The 14,890-nt window shown below is 70.6% G+C and carries 15 protein-coding genes; 3 read left to right on the plus strand and 12 right to left on the minus strand.

Annotation, left to right across the window (positions count from 1 at the left end):
- Positions 1 to 34 precede the first annotated feature (34 nt).
- Positions 35 to 952: a KPN_02809 family neutral zinc metallopeptidase gene (gene ypfJ / locus ABT336_RS03755; protein WP_350894942.1), complete on the plus strand. Its 918-nt coding sequence runs from the start codon at positions 35 to 37 to the stop codon at positions 950 to 952.
- Positions 953 to 1,027: 75 nt separating this feature from the next.
- Here the strand turns inward: ypfJ and ABT336_RS03760 are convergent, their stop codons facing one another.
- The 10 genes from ABT336_RS03760 to ABT336_RS03805 all read right to left on the minus strand — a co-directional run bounded on the left by ABT336_RS03760 (position 1,028) and on the right by ABT336_RS03805 (position 9,738).
- Complete coding sequence (locus ABT336_RS03760) at positions 1,028 to 1,675, minus strand: acVLRF1 family peptidyl-tRNA hydrolase (protein WP_350894943.1); 648 nt, start codon at positions 1,673 to 1,675, stop codon at positions 1,028 to 1,030.
- 83 nt (positions 1,676 to 1,758) lie between these two features.
- Positions 1,759 to 2,634: a sulfurtransferase gene (locus ABT336_RS03765; RefSeq protein WP_350894944.1), complete on the minus strand. Its 876-nt coding sequence runs from the start codon at positions 2,632 to 2,634 to the stop codon at positions 1,759 to 1,761.
- Between the two features lie 266 nt (positions 2,635 to 2,900).
- The gene (locus ABT336_RS03770) at positions 2,901 to 3,374 is read right to left on the minus strand and encodes a metal-sulfur cluster assembly factor (protein ID WP_350894945.1); all 474 of its coding nucleotides are present in this window, start codon (positions 3,372 to 3,374) and stop codon (positions 2,901 to 2,903) included.
- Complete coding sequence (sufU, locus tag ABT336_RS03775) at positions 3,371 to 3,847, minus strand: Fe-S cluster assembly sulfur transfer protein SufU (RefSeq protein WP_350894946.1); 477 nt, start codon at positions 3,845 to 3,847, stop codon at positions 3,371 to 3,373. Before sufU ends, ABT336_RS03770 begins: the two co-directional genes overlap by 4 nt.
- Positions 3,847 to 5,151: a cysteine desulfurase gene (locus ABT336_RS03780; protein WP_350894947.1), complete on the minus strand. Its 1,305-nt coding sequence runs from the start codon at positions 5,149 to 5,151 to the stop codon at positions 3,847 to 3,849. Before ABT336_RS03780 ends, sufU begins: the two co-directional genes overlap by 1 nt.
- The gene (gene sufC / locus ABT336_RS03785) at positions 5,148 to 5,921 is read right to left on the minus strand and encodes a Fe-S cluster assembly ATPase SufC (protein ID WP_350894948.1); all 774 of its coding nucleotides are present in this window, start codon (positions 5,919 to 5,921) and stop codon (positions 5,148 to 5,150) included. Before sufC ends, ABT336_RS03780 begins: the two co-directional genes overlap by 4 nt.
- A complete protein-coding gene (locus tag ABT336_RS03790) occupies positions 5,921 to 6,244 on the minus strand; it encodes a bifunctional 3-phenylpropionate/cinnamic acid dioxygenase ferredoxin subunit (protein WP_350894949.1) in 324 nt (107 codons plus the stop codon). The genes sufC and ABT336_RS03790 overlap by 1 nt, the downstream gene beginning before the upstream one ends.
- 1 nt (position 6,245) lies before the next feature.
- Positions 6,246 to 7,433, minus strand: coding sequence for a Fe-S cluster assembly protein SufD (sufD, locus tag ABT336_RS03795; protein WP_350894950.1), 1,188 nt, complete (start codon positions 7,431 to 7,433; stop codon positions 6,246 to 6,248).
- Positions 7,434 to 7,522: 89 nt separating this feature from the next.
- A complete protein-coding gene (sufB, locus tag ABT336_RS03800) occupies positions 7,523 to 8,953 on the minus strand; it encodes a Fe-S cluster assembly protein SufB (RefSeq protein WP_350894951.1) in 1,431 nt (476 codons plus the stop codon).
- Positions 8,950 to 9,738, minus strand: a complete 789-nt coding sequence (locus tag ABT336_RS03805) for a helix-turn-helix transcriptional regulator (protein WP_502891097.1) — start codon at positions 9,736 to 9,738, stop codon at positions 8,950 to 8,952. Before ABT336_RS03805 ends, sufB begins: the two co-directional genes overlap by 4 nt.
- Before the next feature lie 116 nt (positions 9,739 to 9,854).
- Here ABT336_RS03805 and ABT336_RS03810 point away from each other — a divergent pair, with 116 nt between their 5' ends.
- Positions 9,855 to 10,820, plus strand: a complete 966-nt coding sequence (locus tag ABT336_RS03810; protein WP_350894952.1) for a COX15/CtaA family protein — start codon at positions 9,855 to 9,857, stop codon at positions 10,818 to 10,820.
- 151 nt (positions 10,821 to 10,971) lie between these two features.
- Here the strand turns inward: ABT336_RS03810 and ABT336_RS03815 are convergent, their stop codons facing one another.
- Both ABT336_RS03815 and ABT336_RS03820 read right to left on the minus strand, forming a co-directional pair.
- Complete coding sequence (locus ABT336_RS03815; protein ID WP_350894953.1) at positions 10,972 to 11,307, minus strand: hypothetical protein; 336 nt, start codon at positions 11,305 to 11,307, stop codon at positions 10,972 to 10,974.
- 226 nt (positions 11,308 to 11,533) lie between these two features.
- Positions 11,534 to 12,490 carry a heme o synthase gene (locus ABT336_RS03820; RefSeq protein ID WP_350894954.1) on the minus strand — a complete coding sequence of 319 codons (957 nt, stop codon included), beginning with the start codon at positions 12,488 to 12,490 and terminating at the stop codon, positions 11,534 to 11,536.
- 257 nt (positions 12,491 to 12,747) lie between these two features.
- Here ABT336_RS03820 and tkt point away from each other — a divergent pair, with 257 nt between their 5' ends.
- Positions 12,748 to 14,886, plus strand: coding sequence for a transketolase (gene tkt, locus ABT336_RS03825; RefSeq protein ID WP_350894955.1), 2,139 nt, complete (start codon positions 12,748 to 12,750; stop codon positions 14,884 to 14,886).
- Positions 14,887 to 14,890: the final 4 nt, after the last annotated feature.

Below are 14,890 nucleotides of genomic sequence, written 5' to 3' on the forward strand. Positions count from 1 at the left end.
GTCCTTGCGGTCAGATCGGCGATCAGGGGTCGACATGGAGCTGAACGAGAACGCGCGGATCGACACCAGCCAGGTGGACGACCGGCGGGGATCCGGTGGTGGCGGACGGGCCGGCGGCATTCCCATCCCGATCGGTCGAGGGCCGGGCGGCCTCGTCGGTCTCGCCGTCATGCTGGTCATCGCCCTGGTCGGCGGCGGTTTCGGGCTGAACGCGGCCTTCGACGACGGCGGAGAGGCGACCGGAGACAACAGGGGCCTGGAACAGCGGTGCTCGGCCGAGGACGCCCTCAAGCAACTCGACTGCCGCAACACCCTCTACGTCAACTCGATCCAGGCGTACTGGCGGACCGCCCTCCCCCAGGCCTTCGGCCAGCAGTACACCCCGACCAGGACCGTCTTCTTCGAGCAGGCCGTCGACACCCGCTGCGGCCGGGCCGACTCCGGCGTCGGGCCGTTCTACTGTCCGGCGGACAGCCAGGTCTACATCGACCTGAGCTTCTACCGGGTGATGGCCGACCAGCTCGGCGCGTCGGGCGAGTTCACCCAGCCGTACATCCTGGCCCACGAGTACGGCCACCACGTGCAGAACCTGCTGGGCACCAACGAGCAGGTCCGCCGTCAGCAGCAGCGTGACCCCGGCAACGCCAACGACCTGTCGGTACGCCTGGAGTTGCAGGCCGACTGCTACGCCGGGGCCTGGGCGAAGAACGCGACCGGGACGGCCGACGACCAGGGGCAGCGGATCTTCACCAGCATCGGCGAGCAGGACATCCGGCAGGCCATCGACGCGGCCGAGCGGATCGGCGACGACGCGATCTCCGAGCGGGCCAACCGCCCGGTGAACCCGGACGAGTTCACCCACGGCTCCTCCGCCCAGCGCCGCGACTGGTTCACCAGGGGCCACTCCACCGGTGATCCCCGGCAGTGCGACACCTTCTCCGGCGCCATCTGACACAACGACAAAAGGCCCCTTCTCGATGCGTACGGGTCGAGAAGGGGCCTTTTCTCGATTCGTAGGCCCGGGGGTTCAGGCAGGGTCGCGGACCAGGACGTGGACGGCGCGGGCGGCGGGGATCGCCGCGAGCAGGACGGCACGCCGGGGTTCGGGGACGTCGAGCAGCCGGTCGGCGCGCAGGGCGGCCAGCGGGGCGAGGCGACGGTCGGCCAGGACGAGGTCCACCGCCCGCCGGTCCCCACCGCAGACCAGGGTGGTGAGGGTCGACACCTCCGGCAGCAGGAGTCGGACTGCCAGGTCGGCGCCGTCGGCCAGGGCGGCCTTGGCCTGGTTGTCCCGGCGACGGGCGAACCGTTGCTGGGACCAGCCCCCGGCGGCGGTCCGCCCCTGCACGTACCGGGTGTCCACCTTGGATACCACCAGGTCGTCCCCGTGGGCGACGCCCACCGCGACCGCTCCCTTGCGGGCCAGGAGGAGACCGATCCGGCGGGGGGCCGCCGCGCTGCCCGCCAGCCCGGGGACGTCCGGGGCGGGTCGGGCACCCGGCGGGGTGTGCACCTCGGCGGTCGCGCCGTCCGGGGCGGTGAGGAGCAGCCCGTACCCGAGGGGGGTGGTGGTGGGCGGGCCGTGCCGGTCGGCGAAGCCGTCGACCCAACGGACCACGCGCGCCGGGTCGACCTCGACCCACCGGCCGCCCCCGGCAGCCTGTCGACTGGACATCTCCCGACGGTACGTCACCTCACCCGACGGGAGATGTCCAGCCGCCCCCGCACACACCGCCACCCCGGGGTCCCGGGACCCGGTCAGCCGACCTCGAGCGGCAGGGAGGGGTCGCTGGTCCACTCCATCAGCGAGCCGTCGTAGACGGCGACGTCGGTCTCGCCGAGCAGCCGCAGGGCCAGGGCGTCCCCGGTGGCGGCGATCCCCCCACCGCAGTAGGTGACCTTCCGCCCCGGCTGGGTCTGGACGTCCTGGAAGATCTCCCGCAGCTCCGGAACCGACCGGAACGTCCCGTCGGTCGGGTCGAGCAGGGCGGCGACGAAGACGTTGCGGCTGCCCGGGATCCGGCCGGGGCGCGGGTAGTTGATCGTCTCGGTGGCGTGGTAGTCCTCCGGCGACAGGGAGTGGATCAGGCAGGCTCCGCTGCCGCTCTCCACCACCTGCTTGACCTCGTCGAGCTCGGCGAAGAGTTCCGGCCGGGGGGTGCCGACGAACTCCGCCGCCGGGTAGGTCTCCTCGCCGGAGCGGGTCGGCCGGTCCTCGGCGGTCCACTTGCCGAGGCCGCCGTCGAGGACTGCCACGTTGTCGAAGCCGTTGGCGAGCAGGAGCCACCAGACCCGGGTGGCCCAGAAGACGTTGACGGCGTACACGACGACTGTGGTGTCCGGTCCGATGCCCAGCCGACCGGCGGCTGCCGCGAACCGCTCCGGCGACGGCTTGGTCAGCCACGCGCCGTCCGGCTCCGAGAGGTCGTCGATGATGTCGGCGAACGCCGCCCCCGGGATGTGCGCCGCGAGGTACTCCGGCTTCCCGGAGCTCTGGCTCCACTGGCCGCCCGCCTCGGTCGGCGGGGCCAGGTGCACCGTCGCGTCGAGGATCCGCAGGTTCGGGTCGTCGAGGTGTTCGGCCAGCCACTCGGTGGAGACGAGCGGGGTGGGCAGGTCGGATGTGGTTGCCATGGGTCCTCCCGGTCAGATCGACGCTATTCCCTATCGGAATAGCCGACATCACGTCCGGGACAAGCTTCTTGCTTTCCCCCGCATTCCCGCAGGTGGCAAGCCTCACGCCATCGACCGTCGGCACCACCGGGCCCGACGCACACCGTCACCGGCACCACCGGCGGGACGACGCACACGCCCGGCCCGACGCACGACCCGGCCGGAAAGACGCCGAGCGCGCCACCCTTCGGTGGCGCGCTCGGCGGACGTCGGTGCGGGTCGTCGGGTCAGACGTTGAACCCGAGGGTACGCAGCTGGTCCCGACCCTCGTCACTGATCTTGTCCGGGCCCCACGGCGGCAGCCAGACCCAGTTGATCCGGATGTCCTTCACCAGTCCCCCGCCGGGCCCGGTGGTCAGCGCCGACCGGGCCTGGTCCTCGATGACGTCGGTCAGCGGACAGGCCGCCGAGGTCAACGTCATGTCGATGGTGGCGACGTTGTCGTCGTCGACGTGCACGCCGTACACCAGACCCAGGTCCACCACGTTGATGCCCAGTTCCGGGTCGACGACGTCCTTCATCGCCTCCTCCACGTCGGCGAGGTTCGCCTTCGCCCCGCCACCGGCCGGCGCGGTGCCCGCCTCGGCGGCCGGCTCACCGGCCGACGTGGTGTCCTCGGTCGCCAGCGCGCCGGTCGCCGGCGTCACAGCGCCCTCGCCCGCCTCCGGCGTCGCCGCAGTCGCGGTGTTCTCGCTGCTCATGCCTTCACCTCCGTCGAATTGGCACCCACACCGGCGCGCGCCGCGGCGTCCTTGAACGCCATCCACGGCAGCAGCGCACACTTGACCCGGGCGGGGTAACGGGCCACCCCCGCGAACGCCACCCCGTCGCCGAGGACGTCCTCGTCCGGCTCCACCTGGCCCCGGCTGGACAGCAACTCGACGAACGCCTGATGAACGGCGAACGCCTCGCCCGCGTCCCGGCCGCGCAGCAGCTCGTGCAGCACACTCGCCGAGGCCTGGCTGATCGAGCAGCCCAGGCCGTCGTACGAGACGTCGTGCAGCACCTCACCGTCGGTGGCCACCCGTACGGTCACCTCGTCCCCGCAGGTCGGGTTGACGTGGTGCGCCTCGGCGACCCGGTCGTCGGGTGCCTCGGCGTCCCGCAGCCCCCGACCGTGCGGGTGCTTGTAGTGGTCCAGGATGATCTCCTGGTAGAGCTGGTCCAACTGCATCAGCCGAACACCTTCCGCACCTGTTCCAGACCACCCACCAGCGCGTCGATCTCCTCGGTGGTGGTGTAGAGGTAGAACGACGCCCGGGTCATCGCCGGCACCCCGAACCTCGTGCAGACCGGCTTCGCACAGTGGTGACCGACCCGGACCTGCACCCCGAGGGAGTCGAGCACCTGCCCGACGTCGTGGGGGTGCACGTCACCGAGGGCGAAGGAGATCGTCCCACCCCGGCCCACCGGCACCGCCGGCCCGAAGATCCGCAGCTCGGGTACGGTGGCCAGGGCGTCCAGCGCGTACGCTGTCAGCTCCTTCTCGTGCCACTGCACCGCCCGCATGTCCAGGCCGGTGAGGTAGTCCACCGCCGCGCCGAGCGCCACCGCCTCGGCGATCGGCGGGGTACCCGCCTCGAACCGGGCCGGCGGCGCGGCGTACGTCGAACCCGCCATCGACACGGTCTCGATCATCGACCCGCCGCCGAAGACCGGGGGCATGGCGGCGAGCAGCTCGCCCCGGCCCCACAGCACCCCGACACCTGTGGGACCGCACATCTTGTGCCCGGTGAAGACGACGAAGTCGGCGTCGAGGTTCACCACGTCCACCGGCATGTGCGGCACCGACTGCGAGCAGTCCAGCAGCAGCAGCGCCCCCACCTCACGGATCCGCGTGGTGATCCGGGAGGTGGCGTTGACGGTGCCGAGGATGTTCGACACGTGCACCAGCGACACCAGCTTGGTGCGCTCGTTGACCAGGTCGTCGAGGCCCGACTCGTCCAGCCGGCCGGCGTCGGTCACCGGGAACCACCGCAGGGTCGCGCCGGTCCGCTCGGCCAACAGCTGCCACGGGACGATGTTCGAGTGGTGCTCCATCTCGGAGATGACGATCTCGTCACCGGGGCCGAGCCGGAACCGGGGATCGGCGTCGGGCCGCAGCGAGGCGTTGGAGAACGCGTACGCCACGATGTTGATCGCCTCGGTGGAGTTCTTGGTGAAGACCACCTCGTCCACGCTGGGCGCGTTGACGAACGCGGCGATCTTCGCCCGTGCCCCCTCGTACGCCTCGGTCGCCTCGGTGCCCAGGGTGTGCACCGAGCGGGACACGTTGGCGTTGTGCCGGGCGTAGTGCTCGGCGAGGACGTCGAGCACCTGGCGGGGCTTGTGCGAGGTGTTCGCACTGTCGAGGTAGACCAGCGGGTGCCCGTTGAGCTCCCGGTCCAGGATCGGGAAGTCGGCGCGCACCCGGGCCACGTCGAGGCGGGGCAGGTCCGCGTACTGCGGCATGCCCTCCGGGATCGCCAGTGAGGTCATGCCCGCGCCGAACCGGCCCCGGCGACGTAGCGCTCGTAGCCCTCTTCCTCAAGCTTGTCGGCCAGCTCCGGGCCGCCCTCCTCGACGATCCGGCCGGCGACGAAGACGTGCACGTGGTCCGGCTTGATGTAGCGCAGGATCCGGGTGTAGTGGGTGATCAGCAGCAGACCGGTGTCGCCGGTCTCGCGGACCCGGTTGACGCCCGCGCTGACCACCCGCAGGGCGTCCACGTCGAGGCCGGAGTCGGTCTCGTCGAGGATCGCCATCTTCGGCTTGAGCAGCTCCAGCTGCACGATCTCGTGCCGCTTCTTCTCACCGCCGGAGAAGCCCTCGTTCACGTTGCGCTGGGCGAAGGCCGGGTCCATCTGGAGGCGCTCCATGGCCCCCCGCAGCTCGCCACCCCAGGTACGCAGCTTCGGGGCCTCGCCGTCGATGGCGGTCTTGGCGGTCCGCAGGAAGTTCGCCACCGACACCCCGGGCACCTCGACCGGGTACTGCATGGCCAGGAAGAGCCCGGCGCGGGCCCGCTCGTCGACCGACATGGCCAGCACGTCGGTCCCGTCGAGGGTCACCGAGCCGCCGGTGATCTCGTACTTCGGGTGGCCGGCGATCGAGTACGCCAGCGTCGACTTGCCGGAGCCGTTCGGGCCCATGATGGCGTGGGTCTCCCCGGACCGGACGGTCAGGTCGACACCGGCCAGGATCGGCTTGAGCTCACCCTCGGGCAGCTTGACCGACACCTTCAGGTCGCGGATCTCCAGGGTGCTCATTATCGGGTCACTCCATTGCTCGGCGTGAGGCTGACGTAGATGTCGCCGTCGCGGACGTCGACGGGGTAGACGGGTACGGGTTCGGTCGCGGGGAGCCCGGTCGGCTCACCGGTCCGCAGGTCGAAACGGGATCCGTGCAGCCAACATTCCAGCGTGCACCCCTCGACCTCCCCCTCGGAGAGGGCGACCGAGGCGTGCGAGCACTCGTCGTGGACGGCGTGGAAACCGTCGTCGGTGTGCACCACGGCGACCTTGGTACCGTCGACGTCCGCGCTGATCGCGGTCCCCTTCGGTACGTCCTCGGTCGAACAGATCCGGATCATCTCAGGCACCGACCTCGGCTGCGTCCGCGACCGGGCGGCCCGCGAACTCGCTCGTCCCGCCGGTGAGACGGTTCTCGACGGCGGCACCGAGCCGCTCGCGCAGCGACTCGACAGGGATCCTGTTCAGCAGCTCGGCGAAGAAGCCACGGACCACCAGGCGACGCGCCTCGGCCTCCGGGATACCCCGGGCCATCAGGTAGAACAGCTGCTCGTCGTCGAAGCGACCGGTGGCACTGGCGTGCCCGGCACCGGCGATCTCGCCGGTCTCGATCTCCAGATTGGGTACGGAGTCCGCCCGCCCGCCGTCGGTGAGCAGCAGGTTCCGGTTGATCTCGTACGTCTCGGTGCCAGTCGCCTCGGCCCGGATCAGCACGTCACCCACCCAGACGGTGTGCGCCTGCTCGCCCTGGAGGGCACCCCGGTACCCGACGTGGCTGCGGCAGTCCGGGACCGTGTGGTCGACCAGCTGCCGGTGCTCCAGGTGCTGACCGGAGTCGGCGAAGTAGAGGCCGTACAGCTCCGCCTCGCCACCACGGTCGGTGTACTCCACTGTGGTGTACTGCCGGACCAGGTCACCACCGAGGGTCACCTGCACGTGGGACACCGACGCGTCCCGTCCCAGCCGCACCTTCAGGTGCTGGGCCTGGACCGCGTCGTCGGCCCAGTCGGCCACCGTGACCAGGGTCAGCTTCGCCCCGTCGGCCACCGTCACCTCGACGTTGTCGGCGAGGGTAGCCGACCCGACGTGCTCCACCACCAGGGTCACCTCGGCGAACCGGCCCACCTCGACGACGGTGTGCGCGAAGGCCAGCCCGTCGGCGCCCTCCCCGACGACCTGCAGGGTCACCGGTTCGTCGACCACGGCCTCCCGGTCCACCGAGACCAGGAGAGCGCCGTCCGCGCCGCCGTACGCCAGGGCGCTGACCCGGTCGACGGGGGTGAGCACACTGCCCACCCGGGCGTCGTCGGAGCCGATCCGGGTGACTGTGACCCCGGCGGGCAGCGCGCCGTACGAGTGCCGGACCGTGCCGGTGCCGGACTGGTCGGCACCGACCAGCCCGCGCAGCCGCTTGAGCGGGGTGAAACGCCACTCCTCCTCCAGGCCGGTCAGGGCCGGGAAGTCGGCGACGTCGTACGAGCGGAGCGCCTGCGACTTGGTGCTGGGCGGCGCGGAAGCCTGAGTGGTCATCTCTTCCTTGGTCTGTTCCGTGTCGACGGTGTCGAAATGGGCGGACGGCGGGCCGAGCCGGGGCGCGGCCCGCCGGACGGACGGTGGCCTCAGCCGACCGCGCCCTCCATCTGCAGCTCGATCAGGCGGTTGAGCTCCAGGGCGTACTCCATCGGGAGTTCCTTGGCGATCGGCTCGATGAAGCCGCGCACGATCATCGCCATCGCCTCGTCCTCGCTCAGGCCCCGGCTCATCAGGTAGAAGAGCTGGTCCTCGCTGACCTTGGAGACGGTCGCCTCGTGCCCCATCGACACGTCGTCCTCGCGGATGTCGACGTAGGGGTAGGTGTCCGACCGGGAGATCGTGTCGACCAGCAGGGCGTCGCACTTGACGGTGCTGGCGCTGTGGTGGGAGCCCTCCAGCACCTGCACCAGCCCCCGGTACGAGGTCCGACCGCCGCCCCGGGCGATCGACTTGGACACGATGGTCGAGGAGGTGTGCGGGGCGGCGTGCACCATCTTGGCGCCGGCGTCCTGGTGCTGGCCCTCGCCGGCCATCGCCACCGAGAGCACCTCGCCCTTGGCGTGCTCGCCGGTCATGTAGACCGCCGGGTACTTCATGGTCACCTTGGAGCCGATGTTGCCGTCGATCCACTCCATGGTCGCGCCCTCGTGGCAGACGGCGCGCTTGGTGACCAGGTTGTAGACGTTGTTCGACCAGTTCTGGATGGTCGTGTACCGGCACCGGGCGTTCTTCTTCACGATGATCTCCACGACGGCGCTGTGCAGCGAGTCGGAGGAGTAGATCGGGGCGGTGCAGCCCTCGACGTAGTGCACGTACGCGCCCTCGTCGACGATGATCAGCGTCCGCTCGAACTGGCCCATGTTCTCGGTGTTGATCCGGAAGTACGCCTGGAGCGGGATCTCCACGTGCACGCCCTTCGGCACGTAGATGAACGACCCACCGGACCAGACGGAGGTGTTCAGGGCGGCGAACTTGTTGTCGCCGACCGGGATCACCGTGCCGAAGTACTCCTTGAAGATGTCCTCGTGCTCCCTGAGGGCGGTGTCGGTGTCGAGGAAGACGACACCCTGCTCCTCCAGGTCCTCACGGATCTTGTGGTAGACCACCTCGGACTCGTACTGGGCGGCCACCCCGGCGACGAGGCGCTGCTTCTCCGCCTCGGGGATGCCCAGCCGGTCGTAGGTGTTCTTGATGTCCTCGGGCAGGTCCTCCCAGCTGGCGGCCTGCTTCTCGGTGGACCGGACGAAGTACTTGATGTTGTCGAAGTTGATGCCGGTGAGGTCGGCGCCCCAGGAGGGCATCGGCTTACGGCCGAACAGCCGCAGGCCCTTGAGCCGGAGGTCGAGCATCCAGTCCGGCTCGCTCTTCTTGGCCGAGATGTCGCGCACCACCGCCTCGTTGAGGCCGCGCTGGGCGACGGACCCGGCGACGTCCGGGTCGGCCCAGCCGTACTCGTAGTTGCCCAGGGCGGCGAGCTGCTCCTCCTGGGTCAGGGGCTGGACGATCTGCTCGGTCATCTATCTGTCCTCACAGTGGAGACGGTCTTACCGGACTGGGCGCGCCCCGGCTGGGTGGGGATGTGCGTGGTGCACACCCCGTCGCCGTGCGCGATGGTGGCCAGGCGCTGCACGTGGGTACCGACCAGACGGGAGATCACCGTGGTCTCGGCCTCGCACAGCTGGGGGAACTCGGCGGCCACGTGCGCCACCGGACAGTGGTGCTGGCACAGTTGCCCGCCCGAGGCGATCGTTGTCGCGTTCGCAGCGTATCCCTCTGCGGTCAGCGCGGTGGCCAGTGCCTCGGCACGGGCCAGCGGATCGGCACCGGCGTCCTCCATGGCACCACGGCAGCGCGCCTCCAGGGCGGCCACCTGGTCCGCGGCGAACGCCTCGACGGCGGTGGAACCACCCGTACGGGCGATCCAACGCAGCGCGGCGGTGGCCATGTTGTCGTAGTGGTGGGTGCCGCAGCGGACCCGGGCCGCGTCGGTGAGCCCGAAGACCTTTGCCGGTCGGCCCCGACCCCGGTGCCCCCGGACGGCCTGTTCCCGGGCGGTCACGTCACCGTCGGCGAGCATCGCGTCCAGGTGCCGACGGATGGCCGCCGGGCTGAGCCCGAGCGCGGCACCGAGCTGACCGGCGGTGGTCGCGCCCTGTTCCAGCAGCAACCGGGTGACCCGGTCACGGGTGGAGACGTCCGCCGGTGCGGCCCCGGCGTCCGGGGTCGACGACGCCGACACCTGTGCACCGGCGGCCGGACCGGCCGTCGGTCGGTGCCCGTTCAGCGCCGCCGCTTTTTTCACAACGCCAACGTTACGTATTTCCCGGAGGCCCTGCAAACTCGGGTCCGGGTGATCCGAACCACCGGGACACCGGAGCCGCTCCGGGACCGACAACTACGGTGCGTAGGATTCGCTGTGTGACGCTTGCCGCCCGGTTCCCGGTCTCCACCACCCTGCTGCGCCGCCTGGCCTTCGCGTCGATCGTGGCGAACGTCGGGATCGTCGGCACCGGCGGGCTGGTCCGCCTGACCGCCTCCGGCCTCGGCTGCCCCACCTGGCCCCGGTGCACCGACGAGTCGTACACCAGCACGCCGGAGATGGGCATCCACGGGGTCATCGAGTTCGGCAACCGGCTCCTCACCTTCGCGGTGGGGGCGATCGCCCTCGCGGTGGTGGTGGCGGTGCTGCTGCACCGGCCCCGACGGCGGGGGCTGCTGCCCCTGGCCCTCGGGGTGCTCGCCGGGATCCCGGCACAGGCGGTGCTCGGCGGGATCACCGTGTTGACCGACCTCAACCCGTGGGTGGTGGGGCTGCACTTCCTCGCCTCGATGGTGGTCATCGCTGTCGCGTACGCGCTGTGGCGACGGATCAAGGACCCGGACGGCCCGGTGGTGCCGACGGTGCCGGGGCCGCTGCGGACCCTGGCCCGGCTGACCACCGCGGTCAGCGCCTCGGTCCTGGTGGTCGGCACCTGGGTCACCGGCAGCGGACCACACGCGGGCGACCACGGTGCCGCCCGCAACGGCCTGGACCCGGAGAACATCTCCCAACTGCACGCCGACGGGGTCTTCCTGCTGGTCGGGCTCTCCGTGGGGCTGGTGTTCGCCTTCCGCGCGGTCGGTGCGGCCCGGGCCACCCGGGCCGCCGTCATCCTGGTCGCGGTGGAACTGGGGCAGGGTGTGATCGGGTTCGTGCAGTACTTCACCGAACTGCCCGCACTGCTGGTCGGCGCGCACATGGTCGGTTCCTGCCTGGTCCTGATCGCCACCCTGAACATGCTCTGGTCCACCCGCGAACGCCGTCCGGTGGCCCCCGAGAGCGCCGATCCGACAGCGACCGGGACCTCGACGACGTCCGACACCCCGGTACCCGCCACCGCCTGACCCACCCGGCCCCCGCGCCCCGACCGCAGCGGCGGGCCAGCCCACGAGAGCGGCCCGGGGCGGCCGGGTCAGCCCACGAAAGCGGCCCGGGGTCTCCCCCGGGCCGACTGGTGGTGGACGGTCACGCTTCGCGGGTCAGCGGGTCAGCGGGTCAGCGGGCCAGCGTCCGGCGGGCCATCGAGCGCCACAGGTCGTTGCTCGGCCGCATCTGGTCCATCAGTTCACGTTCCCAGGCGTTCTCGACGGGGACTCCCGCAGTCGCACAGGCCTGCCGGGCCACTCCCGTGTCGTCGGTGAACTGGTCACCCCAGGCCCCGTCGGAGCCGACCAGGACGATCCGGGCTCCGCGCTTGCCGACGTACTCGATGACCGCCTTCGCACCGCCGTGCTCGGCGGCGAAGGACCGGAGGCTGGCGACCACCCCGTTGGGGGCCTGTTCAACCGCGGTCTGCTCGGCGGTCAGGGTTGTATCGGAACCTTCTGCCATGACGCGAAGCCTAAGCAGACTTCCACTCGCCTGTGCGAGAACCATGAACTATTTGTGATGCCGATTACGAAGAGGTTTACCCATTTCGCCGACCGATTTGTCGGACTTTTCCCGATTTACCCGGGCGCTTCGGTCTGGAAATATCGCCGGAATCCTGACCGATGACATGGATCCGACACAAAGCTACGGTAATGGACCCCACCTGACTGTCGAGCCCCGGCCCGCGTCAGAGCAGGGCGTCCAGGGCGACCGCGCCGAAGACGATGGTCAGGTACGTCGTCGACCAGTGGAACAGCCGCATCGGCTTGACCGCCTCGCCCCGGGTCACCCGACCGGCGAGCTTGTGCGCCTCGATCACGAAGATCGCACCGACCACCAGGCTGGGCAGACCGTAGATCGGGCTCATGCCCAGCGGCCAGAGCGCCAGGGAGGTCAGGACGGTCAGCCAGGCGAAGATCACGATCTCGGCGTTGACCCGCCGGGGCGAGGCCACCACCGGCAGCATCGGGATCCCGGCGCGGGCGTAGTCGGCCTTGTACTTCATCGCCAGGGGGTAGAAGTGCGGCATCTGCCAGAAGAAGACCACGGCGAACAGCACCCAGGCCGCCGGGGCCAGCGAGCCGGTGACAGCGGCCCAGCCGATCAACACCGGGGCCGCCCCGCACGCCCCACCCCAGAAGGTGTTCAGCGCCGTGGTCCGCTTCAACCAGAGCGTGTAGACCACGTCGTAGTAGAGGATCGCGGCCAGGGTCAGCCCGGCGGCGAGCAGGTTGGTGAAGACGGCCATCGACACCACCGACACCGTGGCCAGCACCAGTCCGAAGATCAGCGCGCTGCGCGGGGACACGGTGTGCGCCGGCAGGGGGCGCCGCTTCGTCCGGCGCATCAACTGGTCGATGTCCCGGTCGATGTAGCAGTTGAGCACGCTCGCCGCACCGGCGGCCAACGCCCCACCGACCAGCACCACAGCCATCAACCACAGCGAGGGAAGCCCGCCGGCGGCGAGCATCATCGCCGGCACCGTGGTCACCAGCAGCAGCTCGACGATGCGGGGCTTGGTGAGCGAGACGTACGCCGCGACGACCGCCCGCACGTCACGCTTGGTGACCGGCGGCGCACCTTCCGTCTGCACCGGCGGGGGCCCGGCAGGTTTACTGACGGGGCGCTCGGTGATCATGCTCACGGATTGCCACCTTCCGGCATCGGCGGAGGATCGGTCCGGTCGGGCTCGACTCGGAGCCACACACCGAACGACAGACTACGCGTCGTCGTTTTCGCTGCCCGGGCGACCCGACAACGGTGCGGGCCGTCACAGTCCGCGGTGAACGCCGCACGGGTGTGTCCCGTACCTCGAACCGTGCGCAGATCCGCAGGCGGAGGTTTAGATCCGCTCGATAGGGTCATGACCGAGGGTTCCGCCGACCGAGGAGTACAGACAACGTGGCTGTCAATCGACCCGAGCACCCGACACTGAACTGGACCGACCTCGACCGCCGGGCCGTGGACACCGCCCGCGTGCTCGCGGTCGACGCCGTGGAGAAGTCCGGCAACGGCCACCCCGGCACCGCGATGAGCCTCGCGCCCGCGGCCTACCTGTTGTTCAACCGCGTCATGCGGCACAACCCGACCGACCCGAACTGGGGCGGACGCGACCGGTTCGTCCTGTCTGCCGGTCACTCCAGCCTCACGCTCTACATCCAGCTCTTCCTCTCCGGCTACCCACTGGGCCTGGACGACCTCAAGGCCCTGCGGCAGTGGGACTCGCTGACCCCCGGGCACCCCGAGCACGGCCACACCCCGGGCGTGGAGACCACCACCGGTCCGCTCGGCCAGGGCGTGGGCAACGCCGTCGGCATGGCGATGGCGGCCCGCCGCGAGCGCGGCCTGCTCGACCCGGACACCGAAGCGGGCACCTCGGTCTTCGACCACCGGATCTGGTGCATCGCCTCCGACGGCGACATCCAGGAGGGGATCAGCCACGAGGCCAGCGCGCTCGCCGGGCACCAGCAGCTGGGCAACCTCACCCTGATCTACGACGACAACGAGATCTCGATCGAGGACGACACCCGGATCGCCATGAGCGAGGACGTCGCCGCCCGCTACGAGGCGTACGGCTGGCACGTCCAGACCGTCGACTGGCGGGCCGGGGACGCCGACCAGGGCGAGTACCACGAGGACGTCGAGGCGCTGTACGAGGCGCTGCTGGCCGCCAAGGCGGAGACCACCCGCCCCTCGTTCATCGCGCTGCGCACCATCATCGGCTGGCCCGCGCCGAACAAGCAGAACACCGGAAAGATCCACGGCTCCGCTCTCGGTGCCGACGAGGTAGCCGCCACCAAGCAGGTCCTCGGCTTCGACCCCAACGTCACCTTCGCCGTCGACGAGGAGGTCCTGGGCCACGCCCGGCAGGTCGTCGGCCGGGGCGAGCAGGCCCAGCAGGAGTGGGAGCAGGCGTACGCCACCTGGGCCGAGGCCGACCCGGAGCGCCGGGCGCTGCACGACCGGCTCACCGGCCGGGTCCTGCCCGACGGCTGGACCGACGCGCTGCCGACCTTCCCCGCCGACGCCAAGGGGGTCGCCACCCGGGCCGCCTCCGGCAAGGTCCTGGAGGCGCTCGCCCCGGTCCTGCCCGAGCTCTGGGGCGGCTCGGCCGACCTGGCCGAGAGCAACAACACCACGATGAAGGGTGAGCCGTCGTTCGTCCCGGCGGTGCACGCCACCAAGGGCTTCCCCGGTCACGAGTACGGCCGGACCCTGCACTTCGGCATCCGTGAGCACGCCATGGGTGCGATCCTCAACGGCATCGCCCTGCACGGCGGCACCCGCCCGTACGGCGGCACGTTCCTGGTCTTCAGCGACTACATGCGCCCCTCGGTGCGGCTCGCCGCGCTGATGAAGCTGCCGGTGACCTACGTGTGGACGCACGACTCGATCGGACTGGGCGAGGACGGCCCGACCCACCAGCCGGTGGAGCACCTGACCGCGCTGCGGGCCATCCCCGGGTTGGACGTGGTCCGTCCGGCGGACGCCAACGAGACCGCCTGGGCCTGGCGGCAGGCACTGCTGCACACCGACCGGCCGACGGCCCTGGCGCTGAGCCGGCAGGCGCTGCCGACCCTGGACCGGTCGACCCTGGGCAGCGCCGAGGGCGTCGCCAAGGGCGGTTACGTGCTGGCCGAGGCCTCCACCGGCAAGCCGCAGGTGATCCTCGTCGGCACCGGGTCCGAGGTGCAGATCTGCCTGACCGCGCGGGAGCGCCTCGAAGCCGACGGCACCCCCACCCGGGTCGTCTCCATGCCCTGCCAGGAGTGGTTCTTCGAGCAGGACGAGGCGTACCGCGAGACCGTCCTGCCGCGCGCGGTGAAGGCCCGGGTCAGCGTGGAGGCCGGCATCGGGATGTCGTGGCGGGCAGTCGTCGGCGACGGCGGCGAGTGCGTGAGCCTGGAGCACTACGGTGCCAGCGCCCCGCACTCGGTGCTCTTCGAGCAGTTCGGATTCACGCCCGACCGGGTCGTGGCCGCCGCACACGCGGCGTTGACCCGACAGGGCGACATCACCGGTTTCACCACCGGCAACTGAGGGA

It is taken from the genome of Micromonospora sp. NPDC000207 (assembly GCF_040300925.1).
Classification (GTDB): Bacteria; Actinomycetota; Actinomycetes; order Mycobacteriales; family Micromonosporaceae; genus Micromonospora.

Bases quoted from the DNA above. Each gene is read 5' to 3' on its own strand.
- ypfJ (WP_350894942.1), top strand. From the start codon at position 35: ATGGAGCTGAACGAGAACGCGCGGATCGACACCAGCCAGGTGGACGAC.
- ABT336_RS03760 (WP_350894943.1), bottom strand. From the start codon at position 1,675: ATGTCCAGTCGACAGGCTGCCGGGGGCGGCCGGTGGGTCGAGGTCGAC.
- ABT336_RS03765 (WP_350894944.1), bottom strand. From the start codon at position 2,634: ATGGCAACCACATCCGACCTGCCCACCCCGCTCGTCTCCACCGAGTGG.
- ABT336_RS03770 (WP_350894945.1), bottom strand. From the start codon at position 3,374: ATGAGCAGCGAGAACACCGCGACTGCGGCGACGCCGGAGGCGGGCGAG.
- sufU (WP_350894946.1), bottom strand. From the start codon at position 3,847: ATGCAGTTGGACCAGCTCTACCAGGAGATCATCCTGGACCACTACAAG.
- ABT336_RS03780 (WP_350894947.1), bottom strand. From the start codon at position 5,151: ATGACCTCACTGGCGATCCCGGAGGGCATGCCGCAGTACGCGGACCTG.
- sufC (WP_350894948.1), bottom strand. From the start codon at position 5,921: ATGAGCACCCTGGAGATCCGCGACCTGAAGGTGTCGGTCAAGCTGCCC.
- ABT336_RS03790 (WP_350894949.1), bottom strand. From the start codon at position 6,244: ATGATCCGGATCTGTTCGACCGAGGACGTACCGAAGGGGACCGCGATC.
- sufD (WP_350894950.1), bottom strand. From the start codon at position 7,433: ATGACCACTCAGGCTTCCGCGCCGCCCAGCACCAAGTCGCAGGCGCTC.
- sufB (WP_350894951.1), bottom strand. From the start codon at position 8,953: ATGACCGAGCAGATCGTCCAGCCCCTGACCCAGGAGGAGCAGCTCGCC.
- ABT336_RS03815 (WP_350894953.1), bottom strand. From the start codon at position 11,307: ATGGCAGAAGGTTCCGATACAACCCTGACCGCCGAGCAGACCGCGGTT.